The 16,532-nt window shown below is 67.5% G+C and carries 18 protein-coding genes; 13 read left to right on the plus strand and 5 right to left on the minus strand.

What is annotated here, in order from left to right; all coding sequences use genetic code 11:
• Window positions 1–84: 84 nt before the first annotated feature.
• The 11 genes from BLR57_RS03370 (at window position 85) to BLR57_RS03420 (ending at window position 10,900) form a co-directional block, all read left to right on the plus strand.
• Entirely contained in the window at window positions 85–723 is a 639-nt protein-coding gene (locus tag BLR57_RS03370) for an HAD family hydrolase (RefSeq protein WP_089694127.1), read from the plus strand.
• Window positions 723–1,625 (plus strand): adenosylcobinamide-phosphate synthase CbiB, encoded by a 903-nt coding sequence (gene cbiB, locus BLR57_RS03375; RefSeq protein ID WP_089694129.1) that lies wholly within the window; start codon window positions 723–725, stop codon window positions 1,623–1,625. Before BLR57_RS03370 ends, cbiB begins: the two co-directional genes overlap by 1 nt.
• Window positions 1,616–2,413, plus strand: a complete 798-nt coding sequence (gene cobS / locus BLR57_RS03380; protein ID WP_089694131.1) for an adenosylcobinamide-GDP ribazoletransferase — start codon at window positions 1,616–1,618, stop codon at window positions 2,411–2,413. The genes cbiB and cobS overlap by 10 nt, the downstream gene beginning before the upstream one ends.
• A complete protein-coding gene (locus tag BLR57_RS03385; protein ID WP_089694133.1) occupies window positions 2,413–2,985 on the plus strand; it encodes an NTP transferase domain-containing protein in 573 nt (190 codons plus the stop codon). Before cobS ends, BLR57_RS03385 begins: the two co-directional genes overlap by 1 nt.
• On the plus strand, window positions 2,976–3,968 hold the full coding sequence (locus BLR57_RS03390) for a nicotinate-nucleotide--dimethylbenzimidazole phosphoribosyltransferase (protein ID WP_089694135.1): 993 nt from the start codon (window positions 2,976–2,978) through the stop codon (window positions 3,966–3,968). The genes BLR57_RS03385 and BLR57_RS03390 overlap by 10 nt, the downstream gene beginning before the upstream one ends.
• Window positions 3,958–4,968 carry a threonine-phosphate decarboxylase CobD gene (gene cobD / locus BLR57_RS03395; RefSeq protein ID WP_089694138.1) on the plus strand — a complete coding sequence of 337 codons (1,011 nt, stop codon included), beginning with the start codon at window positions 3,958–3,960 and terminating at the stop codon, window positions 4,966–4,968. The genes BLR57_RS03390 and cobD overlap by 11 nt, the downstream gene beginning before the upstream one ends.
• Window positions 4,968–5,696, plus strand: a complete 729-nt coding sequence (locus tag BLR57_RS03400) for an adenosylcobinamide amidohydrolase (RefSeq protein ID WP_089694140.1) — start codon at window positions 4,968–4,970, stop codon at window positions 5,694–5,696. Before cobD ends, BLR57_RS03400 begins: the two co-directional genes overlap by 1 nt.
• Window positions 5,697–5,836: 140 nt before the next feature.
• A complete protein-coding gene (locus BLR57_RS03405) occupies window positions 5,837–7,195 on the plus strand; it encodes a cobyrinic acid a,c-diamide synthase (RefSeq protein WP_089694142.1) in 1,359 nt (452 codons plus the stop codon).
• A gap of 46 nt (window positions 7,196–7,241) precedes the next feature.
• Entirely contained in the window at window positions 7,242–8,507 is a 1,266-nt protein-coding gene (locus BLR57_RS03410; RefSeq protein WP_089694144.1) for an amylo-alpha-1,6-glucosidase, read from the plus strand.
• Window positions 8,504–9,271, plus strand: a complete 768-nt coding sequence (locus BLR57_RS03415) for a cob(I)yrinic acid a,c-diamide adenosyltransferase (protein WP_089694146.1) — start codon at window positions 8,504–8,506, stop codon at window positions 9,269–9,271. Before BLR57_RS03410 ends, BLR57_RS03415 begins: the two co-directional genes overlap by 4 nt.
• 3 nt (window positions 9,272–9,274) lie before the next feature.
• Complete coding sequence (locus BLR57_RS03420; protein WP_089694149.1) at window positions 9,275–10,900, plus strand: cobyric acid synthase; 1,626 nt, start codon at window positions 9,275–9,277, stop codon at window positions 10,898–10,900.
• 153 nt (window positions 10,901–11,053) lie between these two features.
• Here the strand turns inward: BLR57_RS03420 and BLR57_RS03425 are convergent, their stop codons facing one another.
• Window positions 11,054–11,494: a YybH family protein gene (locus tag BLR57_RS03425; protein ID WP_089694151.1), complete on the minus strand. Its 441-nt coding sequence runs from the start codon at window positions 11,492–11,494 to the stop codon at window positions 11,054–11,056.
• Between the two features lie 109 nt (window positions 11,495–11,603).
• Complete coding sequence (locus BLR57_RS03430) at window positions 11,604–12,188, minus strand: YdeI/OmpD-associated family protein (protein ID WP_170830549.1); 585 nt, start codon at window positions 12,186–12,188, stop codon at window positions 11,604–11,606.
• Window positions 12,189–12,534: 346 nt separating this feature from the next.
• Between BLR57_RS03430 and BLR57_RS03435 the strand changes: the two genes are divergently transcribed.
• Complete coding sequence (locus tag BLR57_RS03435) at window positions 12,535–13,545, plus strand: CPBP family intramembrane glutamic endopeptidase (protein ID WP_089694153.1); 1,011 nt, start codon at window positions 12,535–12,537, stop codon at window positions 13,543–13,545.
• A gap of 165 nt (window positions 13,546–13,710) precedes the next feature.
• Here the strand turns inward: BLR57_RS03435 and BLR57_RS18840 are convergent, their stop codons facing one another.
• Window positions 13,711–14,157 carry a hypothetical protein gene (locus tag BLR57_RS18840; RefSeq protein WP_139173271.1) on the minus strand — a complete coding sequence of 149 codons (447 nt, stop codon included), beginning with the start codon at window positions 14,155–14,157 and terminating at the stop codon, window positions 13,711–13,713.
• A gap of 160 nt (window positions 14,158–14,317) precedes the next feature.
• Here BLR57_RS18840 and yqeC point away from each other — a divergent pair, with 160 nt between their 5' ends.
• A complete protein-coding gene (gene yqeC / locus BLR57_RS03440) occupies window positions 14,318–15,046 on the plus strand; it encodes a selenium cofactor biosynthesis protein YqeC (protein WP_089694155.1) in 729 nt (242 codons plus the stop codon).
• Window positions 15,047–15,054: 8 nt separating this feature from the next.
• Here yqeC and BLR57_RS03445 read toward each other — a convergent pair whose 3' ends face one another.
• Window positions 15,055–15,810, minus strand: coding sequence for an MFS transporter (locus BLR57_RS03445; RefSeq protein WP_089694157.1), 756 nt, complete (start codon window positions 15,808–15,810; stop codon window positions 15,055–15,057).
• A 62-nt stretch (window positions 15,811–15,872) separates the two neighbouring features.
• Entirely contained in the window at window positions 15,873–16,487 is a 615-nt protein-coding gene (mobA, locus tag BLR57_RS03450; RefSeq protein WP_089694159.1) for a molybdenum cofactor guanylyltransferase, read from the minus strand.
• Between the last annotated feature and the right edge of the window lie 45 nt (window positions 16,488–16,532).

Below are 16,532 nucleotides of genomic sequence, written 5' to 3' on the forward strand. Positions count from 1 at the left end.
CTCGGTGGGCTCTCGACAGCTGTACGTCGCGTCTCACCCCCACCGACCACTATCTTCAAGTCTACTTTCGTTAACCACAGTACAGTGGCAGTCTCGTTCGACCTCTTCGGAACCCTCGTCGACGTCTCGTATCCCGACGACCCCGCGGCCGTCGTCGCCGACGAACTCGACGCCCGCGGCGTGGCCGTCCCCGACGACTGGGGGGACGCCTACCGCGAGGTCCACATCGACGCCCCCGAGGGTGCCGAGGTCCCGCTCCCCGCCCACGTCAGTGCCGCGCTCGCCTCCCGCGGCGTCGACGCCCCCAACAACGCCTCCCGCCACGCCGTCGTCAGTGCCTTCGACCCCGAGGTGACGACTCGCCCCGGCGCACGCGAGGCTCTCGACGCCGCCGCCGACCGCGGTTCTGTGGGACTGCTCTCGAACTGTTCGGTCCCCGAACTCGTCGCCCGGACGCTCATCCGCGCCGACGTCGACCGCGACGTCTTCGACACCATCACGACGAGCGTCGCCTGCGGCTGGCGGAAACCCCACGCTCAGGCCTTCGAGACGGTTGCGCGCGGTCTCGGCGTGAACGTGGGCGACCTGATTCACGTCGGCGACGACCCCCGGACCGATGGCGGTATCGAGGCTCTCGGTGGCACCTTCGTCGACGTGGCGGAGGTCCCGCTGTCTGAGTTCTCCGCGTGGCTAAAAAACCGGGACGGCGGAGGGACCGACTGATGCCCCTGACGGCGACGGCGGCCGTCGCGCTCGGCGCGGGTCTCGACCGGCTGTTCGCCGAACCCCCGACCCGACTCCATCCGGTCGTCTGGTTCGGCAAACTGGTCGCGCCGTTCGACCGCGAGTGGGATTCTCCCAAACTCGTCGGACTCGCCGTCGCGCTCGCTCTCCCGCTCCTCGCGGCCGGTGTCGTCGCGGGGGTCGTCGCGAGCGCAGGTCTCGTGCATCCCGTCGCCGCGGCCGCCGTCGCCGGACTCGTCCTCTTCGCGACGACGAGCCTCCGGATGCTTCTCGACGCCGCGGGCGACGTCGTCGCGCTGACCGAGTCGGACCTCGACGACGCTCGGTTCGAACTCCGAGCGCTCGCCGGGCGGGACGCCTCGACGCTCGACGCAGCCGAGATTCGGAGTGCCGCCGTCGAGAGCCTCGCGGAGAACCTCGCCGACGGTCTCGTCGCACCTCTGCTCGGCTTCGCGCTCTTCGCTCCCCTCTCGCTCCCGCTCGCAGCGGCGGCCGCGGCGTGGGTCAAGGCGGTCAACACGCTCGATTCGATGCTCGGCTACCGCTCGAAGCCGGTCGGCTGGGCACCCGCCCGCCTCGACGACGCGGCCATGTGGCTGCCCGCGCGTGTCAGCGCGCTCCTGATCGCGCTCGCCGCTGGCGCGCCTGCGGCAGTTGTCCGTGCTCGCGACGACGCCCGCGTCCCGGCATCCCCGAACTCCGGCTGGCCGATGGCGACGCTCGCCGTCGTCCTCGGGACGCGTCTGGAGAAGTCCGGCCACTACCGGCTCAACGCGGACGGCGACCTCCCGACCGTCGCCGACGCCGAACGCGGCGTCCGCGTCGTCGCCGTCGCGGGCCTGCTCGCCGTCGCGGTCGCGGGGGTGGTCGCGTGGTTCTGACCGCGCTCCGCGGCGCGGTTTCGTTCCTCACCAGACTTCCGGTCGGCGGCGGCGAGTCCGGCTGGGACGCCTTCCGTCGGACGCCGATCACCTTCCCGCTCGTCGGCTATCTCGTGGGGCTCCTCGCGGCCGTCCCGTTCTTCGCGCCCGACCTGCTCTCGCTGCTGCCCTTCGTCCCGCGACTCCCGCCGCTGCCGCTCAACGTCGCCATCGTGGGCTACCTGCTCGCGCTCTACGCCGTGACCGGCATCACCCACGCCGACGGGCTGGCGGACCTCGGCGACGCTTTCGCGGTCCACGGAAGCGTGGAGAAGCGCGTCGACGTGATGAAGGACTCAGAGACCGGCGTCGGCGGGACGCTCGCGGTCGTCCTCGTCGTCGTCGGCCTCGCGCTCGGCGCGCTCGGCCTGCCGACGAACGGCTGGGGCGCGCTGCCCGCAGTCCGCATCGTCGTCGCCGCGGAGGTCGCCGCCAAGACGGCGATGGCACTCCTGGTCTGTCTCGGCCGCGCGCCCCACGAGGGACTCGGCTCGCAGCTCGTCGGCGCGGTCGACGGCTGGTGGGTCGTCCCCGTGCTCACGCTCTCCCTGCCGCTGTTTCTGGTGCCCGGCCCGGCCGTCTCGGCCGGATTGGCCGCGTTGCTCGTCGCGCCGCTCGTCGCGGGCGGCGTCGGCTGGTGGGCGACGCGGACGGTCGGCGGCGTCTCGGGCGACGTGCTCGGCGCGGCCAACGAACTCACGCGCCTCGTCGCGCTCCACGCGGGGGTGGTCGCGTGGACGTTCTTCTGATGTGCGGCGGCCGGGGAACCCGCCTCGGCAGTCGCGTCGAGAAACCGCTCGTCGAAGTCTGCGGGACGCCGATGGTCGACCGCGTGCTCGACGCGCTCGCAGCGAGTCGCGTCGCGAGCGACGGCGGCGAAGTCTACGCCGTCGTCTCGCCTGACACGCCCGCGACGCGTGAGCATCTGCGCGGGCGAGACTGCACCGTCGTCGACGCCCCCGGCGAGGGCTACGTCGACGACCTCGGCTACGCGCTGGAACGCGTCGAGACACCCGTCGTGACCGTCGTCGCCGACCTGCCGCTGCTCGCGCCCGAGATCGTCAACCGCGTGCTGGACGAGGCGACGCGCCCCGACCGCCACGGCGACTCGGTCACCGTCTGCGTCCCCGCGGCCGTCAAGCGCGCGCTCGGCGCGAGCGTCGACACGAGCTTCGAGTCCGAGGGGATCGAACTCGTGCCAACCGGCCTGAACGTCGTGGGTGGAAGCGACGACCACTTGTATCGGAGCCACGACGTGCGACTCAGCGTGAACGTCAACCGCCCCGCAGACCACCGACTCGCGGAGGAACTGTGCGACTGATTCTCGTCGCCGGGACGACGGCGACCGCCGGTATCGACGGCATCAGCGCGGCTGGTGCCGACGCGGACCTGCTGCAACATACGCCGGGTGCCGACGCCGAACTGCTGGCCTACGGCGACGTGGTGCGCGCGCCCGAGGTGCCGATGAGTCCGACGGGCTGTCCGACACCGGCGCTCGTCACCCGCGCCGCCCGCGAGGTCGTCGGCTTCGACGTCGTGACCGTCGACGGCGGCCTGCGCGTGCCGACCGGCGCGCCGACCGTGACCGTCGGTGCCCGCCCCGGCGACGACATCCGCGAACAGGACCCCGTGCCGTCTGCACCGGGGTCGTTCGTGGCGGCCCGCCAGTACGGCCGGAAGCTGCCGAACGAGGAGTTCGTCGTCGGCGAGACGGTCCCCGGCGGGACGACGACGGCACTCGGCGTCCTCCGCGCGCTCGGCGAGGACTGGGCCGTCTCGTCGTCGCTGCCGGAGAACCCCCAGAAATTGAAAGAAGAGGTCGTCGCCGAGGGGCTGGATGCGAGCGGTCTCTCCCCCGGCGACGCCGCGGGCGACCCGAAGATGGCCGTCCGGCGGATGGGCGACCCCGTTCTCGCGGTCGTCGCGGGACTGACCGTCGGCGCGCTCGAATCCGGCACGCGCGTCGTCCTCGGCGGCGGGACGCAGATGCTCGCGGCCGCCGCGCTCGTCCGACACGCGGGCATCGAAGCCCCGCTGTCGCTGGCGACGACGAGCTACGTCGTCGACAGCGTCCCGGACTTCCGCGAGGCGGCGGCGACGTTCGATCTCGGGCTGACCGTCACCGACCCCGGCTTCGACGCGGTCGACCACGCCGGGCTGGCGAGTTACGCCGACGGCGTCGCAAAGGAGGGTGCCGGGATGGGCGGCGCGCTCGCGCTCGCGGCTCGCGAGGGGCTGGTCGACGAGGTGACGGGCGCAACGCTTGACTTGCTCGACCGTCTTGGCACCGGTAATGGACCCTGAGGCCCTCTCGGACGTCGACCACGTTCCGCACGGTGGGGTCACCGACGCGGACCTCCTCGATTTCAGTGCCAACATCAACCCGGTGCGGCCCAGAGGTGTGACACAGGTCTACGACGCCGCCTTCGGCGCGTCGACCCGCTACCACGCCGACGACTACACCGAATTCCGGCTCGCCGCGGCCGACTACGCCGACTGCGAACCCGAACACGTCGTCCCCACGGCGGGCGGTCTCATCGCCATCCGGCTCGCGCTCGGTGTCACCGTTAGCCCCGGCGACGCGGTCGCCGTCCCCGCGCCGAGCTTCGGCGAGTACGCCCGCGAGGCGCGCTTGCAGGGCGGCGACCCCGAGTTCGTCGACGCCGACACGCTGCTCGACCTCGACCCCGAGCCGTACTCGGTGGTCGTCGTCTGCAACCCGAACAATCCGACGGGCCAGCTCTACCCGGCGGACGACCTGCAGCGGTTCGCCCGCCAGTGCCGCCGGGCGGACACGACGCTGCTCGTCGACGAGGCCTTCCTCGACTTCACCGACTCCCCCTCTATCGCGGGGACCCGCGGTGTCGTCGTCGCCCGCTCGCTGACGAAGATGTTCGGCCTGCCCGGCATCCGCGCGGGCTACGCCGCCGCCGAGGGCGACCTCCGCGAACGACTCGAAACCGCCCGCCCCGCGTGGGGACTGAGCACGCCCGCGGCCGACGTCGGCGCGTACTGTATGCGCCAAGACGAGTTCGTCGAGGAGACCAGAGCGCGGGTCACCCGCGAGCGGCAGCGGATGTACGACGTCCTGACTCACGAGTTCGACGTCCGCGAGTCGCACGCGCCCTTCCTGCTCGTCGACGTCGGCGACAGAGACGTTCAGACCGTCGCCGAGACCACCCGCAAGCGCGGGGTCGCCGTCCGCGACGCGACGACCTTCCGCGGGCTGGACTCGCACATCCGTGTCGCCGTCAAGCGCGCAGAGGAGAACGACCGGCTGCTCGACGCGCTGCGGGACGTCTGATGGAGCGTGTCTTCGAGACGACCGTCCGCGAGGGCGTCTGTCGGCTCCGCCGCGAGGGGACGCGCTGGCTCTCGACGGGCTACGACGGCGGGGAGTCCCGCGGTCCCACGGCCTACAACGTCACCGTCCCCGAGGGATGGCCGGAGACCGACCTCGGCGAGTACGTCCGCGAGCGGCGCGACCGTGCCGGGTTCTCCGAGCCGGGACCGACACTCCTGACCGGCGTCGAACAGCAACACGCTCACCGCGCGCGACTCGGCCCGGTCGAGACCGTCGTCACGGCGGGCGTCTCGAACCCGGCGACGCTGCCGCTCGTATCCGAGGCCGCGTCGGCGACAGCGAACGAGACGGCCCCGTCCGACGGCCGCCCCGTCGGCACGGTCAACGTCGTCGTCGGCACGACCCGGTCGCTCGCGCCCGGCGCGCTCGAAAACCTCCTCACGGTCGCCGCAGAGGCCAAGACGGCCACGTTGCTGGCGACGACCGGATTCACGGGGACGACGACCGACGCGGTCGTCGTCGGCTGCGACCCGGCGGGCGAGGAGGCCGCCTTCTCCGGCAGCGCGACCGCGGTCGGCGCGGCGACCCGTGCCTGTGTCCGCGACGCGCTGACTGCCTCGCTGGACTCGCGGTACGCGGTGGGTGACGTCGAGTTACCTGAATCCGTCGCCGACGCGGCCTACGGCGTCGTCACCGACGAGCGAGCCACCGTCTCGCGGCTGGACTAGTCGGGTTTCTCTCTCCCATCTCCACCCACCCCGCTCCGCTTCCACGTCTGCACTCCCACAGCGAGGACGCCGCCCGCGCCGACCATCGAATTAAAGTAGACTTGCAGTAACACAGATTCAATGAAATCCGAGGTGAGATCGTGAAGGGCGTCGTCGTCGCTGGCACCGCGTCGGGTGTCGGGAAGACCGTGGCGACGCTCGCGGTGTGTCGCGCGCTCCAGCGCGAGGGGCGAACCGTCCAGCCCGCGAAGGCCGGCCCGGACTTCATCGACCCGAGTCACCACACCGCCGCGACGTGGCGCGCGTCGCGGACGCTCGACCCGTGGATGCAGGGCGTCGACGGACTCCGCGAGAACTACGCCCGCGGCGACGGCGACGTCTGCGTCGTCGAGGGGATGATGGGGCTGTACGACGGTGCTGGCGACCCCGACACGTCGACCGCGCGGGTGGCCGAACTGCTCGGCCTGCCCGTCGTGCTCGTCGTCGACGCGAGTGCGGGGATGGAGAGCGTCGCCGCCACCGCGTTGGGATTCAAGCGTTACGCCGAGCACTCCGGCCACGACATCGACGTCGCGGGCGTCCTCGCGAGCCGCGCCCACGGCGGCCGTCACGAGCAGGGAATCGAGGACGCGCTCCCCGACGACATCGCCTATCTCGGTCGGATTCCCCCGCGTGAGGACTTGACCATCCCCGAGCGACATCTGGGGCTGGTCCTCGGCGAAGAGGAGTCACTGACCGGCGAGGCACTCGACGCCGCGGCCGACGGTCTCGACACCGACCGCCTGCTCGACGTCGCGCGGGCGGCCACCCCACCGAGCGAGTCCGTCGAGTCCGCGTCGTCGCGAGCGACGGCCGCGGGTGACACCGCAGACGGGAGCGACGACGGTCCCCGCATCGCCGTCGCCGACGACGCCGCCTTCCGGTTCGTCTATCCGGCGACCCGCGAACGGCTCCGCGCGAACGCGACGGTCGTCCCCTTCGCGCCGACGGCGGGCGACGACCTGCCCGACTGCGACGCGGTCTATCTTCCCGGCGGCTACCCCGAACTCCACGCCAACGCCCTCGAATCGAGTCCGGGCCTCGCCACTCTCGCCGACCGCGCCGCCAACGGCCTGCCCGTCCTCGGCGAGTGCGGCGGCCTGATGGCCCTGGCCGAGTCGCTGACGACGGCCGAGGGCGACACATACGAGATGGCGGGCGTCCTCCCCGCCGACGTCCGGATGGAAGACCGGTATCAGGCCCTGGACCACGTCGAGTTGGAGGGTCGAGAGGGGGTGCTCACCGCCGACGCGGGCGGGACGCTCCGGGGCCACGAGTTCCACTATTCGAGTGCCACCGTCGCCGACGACGCCCGCTTCGCCTTCGACGTGGTTCGCGGGTCGGGCATCGACGGCGAGCACGATGGGCTGACCGAGTACCGGACGCTCGGAACGTACGCCCACGTCCACGCCGCGAGCGGTGCGTTCGACCGGTTCGTGGCGGCTGCGGAGGGAGGGTGATGGGCGGACCGAAAACCCGAACTCCCGCTACGTGGGAGATGCTGGCATGACCGACCGACGCGACGAGGCCGTCAGCGTGCTCCGAGAGAACCGCCACGACGGTTACACCATCCCTTCGGCGACGCTCTACCCCTACCAGTGGAACTGGGACTCGGCGTTCATCGCTGTCGGCCTCGCTGGCGTCGACCCCGAGGCCGCAAAGCGCGAACTCCGGACGCTGCTGTCGGCGATGTGGGACAACGGGATGGCTCCACAGATCGCCTTCTGGGCCGACGCCGAGGGCTACTTCCCCGGTCCCGACGAGTGGGAGGCCGGCAACGGCGACGTACAGACCAGCGGTATCACCCAGCCGCCGGTAGTGGTGCCCGCCGCCCGCCACGTCTACGAGACCACCGGCGACGACGCGTTCCGCGACGAACTCCTGCCCCTGCTCGACCGCCATCTCTCGTGGTGGGTCGACGAACGCTCGTTCGACGGCGACACCGTCTACGTCCGCCATCCGTGGGCGACCGGGATGGACGACTCGCCGGCGTGGCTCTCGGTGCTCGACTCCTTCGACCCCGAAGACATCACCGACGACCTGGACTACGTCCGCGAGGACCGCAAGTCCGACGAACTCTCCGACCAGCGGCCGACGGACTGGGACTACGACCGCTACGTCGCGCTCGTCCGCCAGGGGAAGGCACTCGACTGGGACGAAGCCGCGCTCCGCGAGGCGTGTCCGTTCCTCGTCGAGGACGTCCTGACGAACAGCATCTTCGTCCGGGCGTGTGACGACCTCGCCGCGCTCTACGCCGCCGCGGGCGACGAATCGAAAGCGAACGAGTGGCGGCGACAGGCCGAACACAGCCGCGCCGGGATGCGCGAGCGGCTCTGGGACGAGGAGTTGGGGACGTTCGTCTCCTACGACCGTGTCAACGACCGGAAATTGCGAGTGAACTCCGTGGCGGGCCTGACGAGCGTCTTCGGCGAGGTGCCGACGAACGAGCAGTTCGCGAGCCTGCGGACGAACCTGCGCGAGAACTTCCTCCGCTACGACTACGGCTGTCCGTCCTACGTCGGTCCCGACATGGACTACGACCGCTACTGGCGCGGGCCGGTCTGGATGAACGTCAACTGGCTGCTCGTCGACGGACTGCGACGCTACGGCGCGACGGAGACGGCCGACCGAATTGAGCAGGACAGCTTGGAACTCCTCGACCGCGAGGGATTCCGCGAATACTTCAACCCCGAGACCGGCGCGGGCCGCGGGAGCGACCGTTTCTCGTGGAGTGCCGCGCTGTATCTCGACTGGACGACTGATCACTCATGAGCAACAACGAACCCGAGACCACCGAGACGACTGACGACGCACCGACCGAACCGACCGAACCGACTGAAGCGACCACGTCGACGGCGACTGCCGCCGACGACGTCCGACGCAACACTCCAGGCAAGGGCCGCAAACCGGACGCCCGCGCCATCGAAGCCGCCGCGCCCGACGAGTTCGGGCTCGTGCAGGCGTGGTGGGGCGGTGGCAAGGGTAAGACGACCGCCGCGCTCGGCATGGCCTTCCGCGCCGCGGGCCACGGCTTCCGCGTCCACGTCCTCCAGCTGATGAAGGGCGGTGCGGACAGCGTCGAGGACGTCCGCGGCGAGTACAATGCCATCGCTGCGGTTCCAGGTATCTCCTACGAGAACCTCGGCCACTACGGCTGGGCCGGGATGCGCGACGGCAGTGACGAGGCCGACCACGCCACGCAGGCCGAGGCTGGCTTCGAGCGCGCGAAAGAACTCGTCGCCGCCGCGGGCGAGGCCGACCTCTCCGAACCACTCCCACTCGACGGCGACCCCGAAGACGGCGTCCATCTGCTCGTCGTCGACGAGCTCCTGTACGCCGTGTCGATGGGGCTGCTCGACGAGTCCGCCGTCGTGGATTTCGTCGAGTCGAAACCCGAGAACCTCGAACTCGTCCTGACCGGGAGTCACGATCGACCGGAGTATCTCGACGACGTCGCCGACCTCATCACGCAGGTCAAGATGGAGAAGCATCCCTTCGAGACGGGCCAGCGCGCCCGGAAGGGAACCGAGTACTGAGCGATGCCCCGGACGCTCCTCGTCGCCGGCACCGCCAGCCACGTCGGCAAGAGCACCGTCGCCGCCGGTCTCTGTCGCTATCTCGCCGACCGGGGTGTCTCGGTCGCGCCGTTCAAAGCCCAGAACATGAGCAACAACGCCCGAGCGGTGCCGCGGCCCGCCGCCCTCCACGAGGCCGATGGCGACGACGCGCCCGCCTTCGGCGAAGTCGGCGTCTCGCAGTACACCCAGGCGCGCGCCGCCCGCGTCCGACCGACCACGGACCACAACCCCGTCCTGCTCAAACCCCGCGGCGACGGCGAGTCACAGCTCGTCGTCGACGGCGTCGCAGTCGGCCACTTCGCCGCGGGCAACTACTACGACGACCACTGGCACGACGCCCGCGACGCGGCGGTCGCGGCCCACGGCCGGCTGGCCCGAGACCACGACGTCGTCGTCGCCGAAGGTGCCGGCTCTATCGCCGAGATCAACCTCCACGACCGGGACCTCGCGAACGTCGAGACAGCGCGGTTCGCCGGCCAAGGGTCGGCGGACCGCGACGGAGCGGCGGAGCCGCGGAGTGGTGCCGACATCCTCCTCGTCGCCGACATCGAACGCGGCGGCGTCTTCGCCAGCCTCGTCGGCACGCTCGAACTCCTGCCCGACGACCTCCGCGGGCAGGTCGTCGGCGTCGTGATCACCAAGTTCCGCGGCGACGTCTCACTGCTTCAGTCCGGTCTCGACGCCTTCGAGGAACGCACCGGCGTGCCCATCCTCGGCGTGATTCCCTACGACGACCCCGGTCTGCCCGCCGAGGACAGCGTGTCGCTGCCCCCGGTCGGCGAGCGGTCCGTCGTCGGAGACGACGATGGCGTCTCGGACGACGAGAGCGTGACCGTGGCCGTCCCGCGCTTACCGCGCATCTCGAACTTCACGGACCTCGACCCGCTCGCGGCCGAACCGGGCGTCCGGGTCGCCTACGTCCCGCTCGACGACGACCTCACCAACGCCGACGCGGTGGTCCTCCCCGGGACGAAGAACACCGTCGACGACCTGCTGGCCTGTCGCGAGGCTGGTCTCCACGAGGCAGTCCGCGACTTCGACGGGCCGGTCGTCGGTCTCTGCGGCGGCTACCAACTGCTTGGCGAGCGGATCACGAACGCCGCCGTCGAGAGCGTCGGCAGTGACGGTGCCGTCGCGGGCTTCGGTCTGCTCCCGGTCGAGACGGCCTTCTCTCCGGACAAGCGCGTCTCGGAGGCGACGTGGCGACTCGATGGGACCGGACCGCTGGCTGGTGCCGCGGGCGACGTCTCGGGCTACGAAATTCACGCTGGCGAGACGCGGCCGACGGGAGCCGTCGAAACGCCGTTCGCCCGCGGCGAGGGCGAGGACGGGTCGGCCGCACTCGGCGCGGCCGCTGGCGACGTGCTCGGCACGTATCTCCACGGGCTGTTCGAGAACCGCGTCGCCCGTGACGCCTTCGTCGACGCGACATTCGCGGCAGCGGGTCGTGCGCGGCCCACGGTCGACGGCGACCGGGCAGCCTCACCCTACGACCGTGCGGCGGGGCTCGTCGCCGACAACGTCGACCTCCGCCCGCTCGGCCTTGACGTCGAGTCGGGACACACAGGTGCTGTGGAAACCGATTGAGTCTGATAGAGCAAGCGTGCTGAACTGAGAGAATGAACGCAGCGCGGTCGCTCTCTTCGGTGGCGGCTCCGTCGCGACGTGAAAATGAATCCGAGATGTCTATTCGGTAGGTGGACAGCCATCGGTCAGTGGGGCCGTCCGTTCGTCGCTCGCTCAGGCACCCATGTTCGCCACTTTCTCGGCGAACTCGGCGTGGAGGTCGGCGTGGTGATGGACGATCTTCCACCTGCCGCCTTTCTTCCGGTAGACGTTGGTCGTCCGACCCTCCAGAGCCATCGGTTCACCCGCAAACGTCCACGATACTGACTCGGTGCAGAGTTCGTACGCACTGTTGCCGATAACGCGGATGGCCTGGTCCGACCGGGTGACCGTGCCGTCCGTACTCGCCGATGCGACTCCCGCAAAGGACCCGGAGACGGCCTCCCAGCCCTCCTCTCGCCCACCGATGGGGTGCATGGTCGTCACGTCATCCTCGTGCGACCAGATGTCCGCCATGGAACTGGCATCGCCGTTCGCCATCGCTTCCAGTGCACTATAGAACTGGTCGGATGCCGCTCTGACGTCATCTTCGGCTGCCACGCGTTTTGTAGACATTACAATCCTCACATCAGTAGCGACGCCTGAGTAGATATACTACATACATCAGATGCCATCTCCAGAGTCAGTCCTGTTAGCTGCTCTGAAGCCATAACGTAAGACCACACTATAGCCGCCGCTTGTTGTTCTCGTCGTACGCTCGAAGGTCTCGCGCCGCAAGGGAAACCGCTCGCTCGACGCGCTTTTGCTTCGTCTCGTCCGTCTTTGCCTCCTCGACAGCCGCGATGAACGCGTGCTGGTCAGTGTTCGAGAAGTTCTGGAAGTTCTCCCAGGCAGTCTCGTTCTCACGTAGTGCCGCCTCGAGTTCGGCCGGGAGTTCGTGGTCGTCGGCGAGTCGATAGGCAGCCGCCCACTCGCCCGACTCCTTCGCCGCTTCGACGAGTTTCATTCCAGCCGGGGTCATCTTCCCCACCGCGATCATCGCTTCGACCCGCTCTTTGTTCGCCTTGGACCACTTGCTGTCGGGTCTTCTGGGCGTGAAGCGACGCGTGTACGTCTCGTCGTCGATGCCCCTGATCAGGCCGTCGACCCACCCGAAGCAGAGCGCTTCCTCGACGGACTCGCCGTAGTCGATACCGTCTCGCTCGGCGTCGACCTTGTAGTAACCGACCCATAGCTCCTCGGCCGTGTCGTGGTTCGCTTCCAACCAGGTGCGGAACTCGTTGCGAGCGTCGAAGAATATCGGATTCATGGTTCAAGAGAGACATCGCGTCTCGATAACCCTATTCCGAATCTGATCGCGTGGGCATTCAGTGCGGATTAGAGAGGCAGTCACGTCTTCGGTACTGCCTTCGCTTCTCCCGACCGCTCCGAACACGTCCCGGAATCGCGACCGCTCGTGCTGGATTTGCGCGCTGAGCTCAGCACGATCTCAGAGACCTCACCGAACGCAGTCAGGAGTGGCGTGCAAGACTTAGAGGGTGTATTCAGCAGTCTGTTGTCCTCAATTTCGTCGTTAAAGCAGCGAACTGAGCGATAGAGATCGTCCACAAATTTAATCATACTGTCTGACACAATTGTCAGAAGGTCCTCGTTCAATGTCAGCGAAACTCCGGAACAAGAACGGGCAATTATGGCTGCCGCTCCGACTGCTGTGGAACGACAACGAACGCCGGCCCAGAGCCCCCATACGTCTTGTCGTGGGAATCGTACTGGTGCTCACCCTTGCCAATACTGGCAGGACCATCCAACCCTCGGTTCTCGGAGGAGACGGCCCTATCACCGAGACCGTGAACACGTTGATTGGTGGAGTCCCCCAAGCAGCGGGGATTATCCTCGGTGTGATACTCGTCTCGCTGGTCCTTGACCGACGAATACTCACCGATTTGGGCCTCAACTTCAGATCTGGCGTGTGGCTCTCGTTCACGGGGGGACTTGCGCTCGGGATCGGAATCACCAGTCTTAGCATCGCTGTCGGAGCAGTTGTCGGATTCTACGAAATAGGTGGCATCCAGATGACCGGGGGGCCTGCTGTTTGGATACTCCTCGTACTTGGTACTGCGATCTCACAACTCGTCATCGTCGTCGCAGAAGAATTCCTCGTCCGAGGATACATCATCACGAACGTCCTCGAAGGACTGGATGGATTTCCATCCATACCACGAAGCGTGGCCGCCGGCGTCGCTGTGGTGATTGCTTCACTATTCTTTTATCTTACTCACTCTACCCGGGGAGAAGTGTTCGGCCTTATGGCTGGTGGGCTGGCTGTTCTCCTCGGTGTTGCATACGTCCTCAGCGGTGATCTCGCTGTTCCAATCGGCATTCACTTTGGTGTGAACTTCGCCGGAATGATCGGTGGATCAGCCCCGCAACAGGCGACGCTCGTCCAAGTGATGTCACCAACAACGGTTGCGGAAGCGCTTGTCCTTCCGGCTGAGGCAGTTGTCATTCGGATTTTCGGGGCAGCTATCGGTATCGGTTTGCTACTCTGGTGGTACCATTCGGTGAACGGCCAGATCCGAATCGTTCCGGAAGTCGCTTGCCCGAGGCTTCGCTGGAAGCGTAACAGTGAGGAATCACCAAATAGCTCTGAAAGTGATCCGATGTAACCAACTTGCGCGCTGTATTCAGCACGGCCACAGAAACCGACCCATTTCTTGTCACAAGCGGCGTGCAAGACTTAGAGGGTGTATGCAGCACGAGTATCTTCCGAGTAGCCCTGGGAGTTGCGCGGTTATCTGCAATAAGAACGTGATTTCTTGCAGGTACTGGAGCTATTTCACAGGGGTTGGTCGGAAGAGTATGGTGTTCGCTGTCAACTGAAACCGGAAAAATAGAGAGGCGTCTGAGTATTTCCCCCGCTTGTCTTCATTGTCCAGTCTCCCCGTGGAGTACGCTGTCGACTCATGAACAGGGGTGGAGATGGTGACTCGGTACGGAACTCGCTCACTCATCCAATCTTTCGTCACGCGAACTGCCTCGCCGTACACGATCTCTTCTACTGTGTGGCTGTCGTGATACCTCACGTTACCGTTTTGCTCTACAGTAACGGTGACGTCAAGTGGTTGGTATTGCTCGGCAGTTGGAAGGGATTCTACGATAACGCCAGCAAAATCAAAGCTTGGTGTGGCAGTTTGCGACTCACGTCGAAAGTCATCGACACAACCTGCGAGAGCTGTGATTGTGGTTCCTGAAAGTGCAAGGAGGGCACGGCGCTTCATATCGGTTCCTCGCTTCGGGAAAGGAAATATCTTCTGTCAACCGAGCGGATACTGACACAGACGCGCGCTCTATTCAGCACGCTTTCGACAACCTGTTTCTGAATAGAACGTTCCGGATGTCTAACACACCCTTTTTCGCGGTCGAGTGAGTGCAGAAGCCATGAACATCGTCGAAGCACTCGCCGCGGAGAAGGGGATGGTCTGCGTCGTCGGCGCGGGCGGCAAGAAGACGACGCTCTACTCGCTCGCGAACCGGGTCGAGCGCGGCGTCGTCACCGCGACGGTCCGCATCCCCATCTTCGACGAGGAGGTCGCCCGCGTCGCCGTCACCGACGCGCCGGTCGAAGCGATGCGAGCGAACGCCGACTGGCCGCTCGGCGTCGTCCCCGAACAGGAACGCGAGGACCGCTACCGCGGCTACGACCCGGCACTCGTGACCGCGATGCGCGCCAGCGGCCACGCCGACGCGGTCTTCGTCAAGGCCGACGGCGCGCGCACCCGGTGGCTCAAGGCACCGGACGAACACGAACCGCGCATCCCCGCGATGGCCGACACCGTGATTCCGATTGCGAGCGCGAAGGTCGTCGGAAAGCCTCTGTCGGACGAGTACGTTCACCGCCCCGAGCGCGTCGCGGCCGTGACGGGACTCGACGTCGGCGACACCATCGGCGCGGACGACGTCGCCGAGGTCGTGGCGAGCAAGCAGGGCGGTCGCAAGAAGGTCCCGCCGCGGGCGACGGTGGTGCCTCTGATAAACATGGTCGACGACGCGGAACTGGAGGCTGTCGGTCGCGAGATCGCCGCGGGGATTCACGAGCGCGTCGACGTGTCTCGTGTGGTGCTGGCGCGGATGAACACCGACGAGCCGTTGGTCGACGTGGTGGCGTAGTCGGCGGGCTACGATGTGCGAGCGCGACGCGCTTTCCAGTCGGAGACCCACTGCGCGAGGCTGTAACAGCCGTAGACGACGATACTGACCCACGCCGCGACCAGACACACGAGGCCGAGCGTCACCGCCGACACGCCGAGGAACATCTCAAGATAGGGTGCGAGCAGGCCGAGGACGGCGACGACGAGGCCGCCGATGACGAGCCCCCAGCGGAGTCGGTCACGCTCCGAGCGTTGTGTGACGATTCCGACGAACAAGCCGAGCGGGATCACCGTCAGCCAACCGACGATGAACCCTATCGGGACGGGACCGAAGAACGCACTCTCCACCGTCCCGGTTTCGAGGAGATACCGCTCGCCGTCCTCCTCGATGACGTGGAGGGCTTCTCGCTCACTGAGACTGAATCCATAGCCGAACTCCTCGGGCAGCTCCTCTCTGGGGACCTCGTCACAGACGAGGAGGAACTCGTGGCAGACAGTGGGTTCGTAGCTCCGCCCCCAGCCGTTGCCCTCCGGTTCGCCGGCCTTCGCTCGTTCGATGAACTCCTGTGCCGTCGGCGAGAGGTCCTCGTACTGGAGGACCTCCGGGTCGTAATACTCCGTATACTCCTCGTACATCTCCGAGGACTCCGGAGCGACGGTGAACTCGTAGTGGTCGTTGCTGTACGGCGACCAGAACGCACCGGGGTAGAAGCCGCTGGCGACGAGCAACAGTGCGACGAGGAGACCGGCCAGTCGGAGGTTGGAAGTAGAGGGCAGTGCCATCGTGTCTGTCAACTGACTACTCAGACCCGCCGAGTAAATGCTTTCTGCATACTCTCGTCGACTTAGAACCCCTCCCGCGCTGCCTCAAACTCCTCGCGAGTATTGAGGTTCTCGAATGTTCCGAGGTTGCCGTGCTCGGCCACCTCTGCCTCGCTGACGACGACCCACTCCAGTTCTTCCAGCGGCGCGAGAACCTTCCGCTCACCACGAGCGAGCGCGGCCTCACACGCCGCGGCCATCGCGTCGGCGCGGTAGACCGCCTGCGTCGTCTGGTACCAGCCGTCCTCCAGTTTGGGCACCGCGGCGTCGACGTCCTCGGATTCGGCGCGCTCGAACAGATACGCCACGACGGCGGCGTCGACGAAGGGCATATCGCAGGCGACGACGGCGGCGTACTCGCCGTCACAGGCGGCGAGGCCGGTGCCGATGCCGGCCATCGGTCCCTCGTCGGTCTCGGGGTCCAGCGCGAATGTAAGGGGGAGCGGGAAGTCGGCCAGCGCGGTCTCGATGGCCTTCTGCTGGTCGGCGCGGCAGTTCACGACGAGTTCGTCGACGACGGGTGCTATTCGATCGGCGACGCGGCGAACCATGGGGACGCCCGCGAGGTCGGCGACGGCCTTGTCGGCGTCGCCGAAGCGGGTCGAGCGGCCGCCAGCGACGATGACTGCAGAGCGCATTGTCGGGGGTTCAGCCGGGGAAGAGAAGTAGCCTCTGTCTCTGCT

This window comes from Halogranum gelatinilyticum (assembly GCF_900103715.1).
In the GTDB taxonomy this organism is placed as follows: Archaea; Halobacteriota; Halobacteria; order Halobacteriales; family Haloferacaceae; genus Halogranum; species Halogranum gelatinilyticum.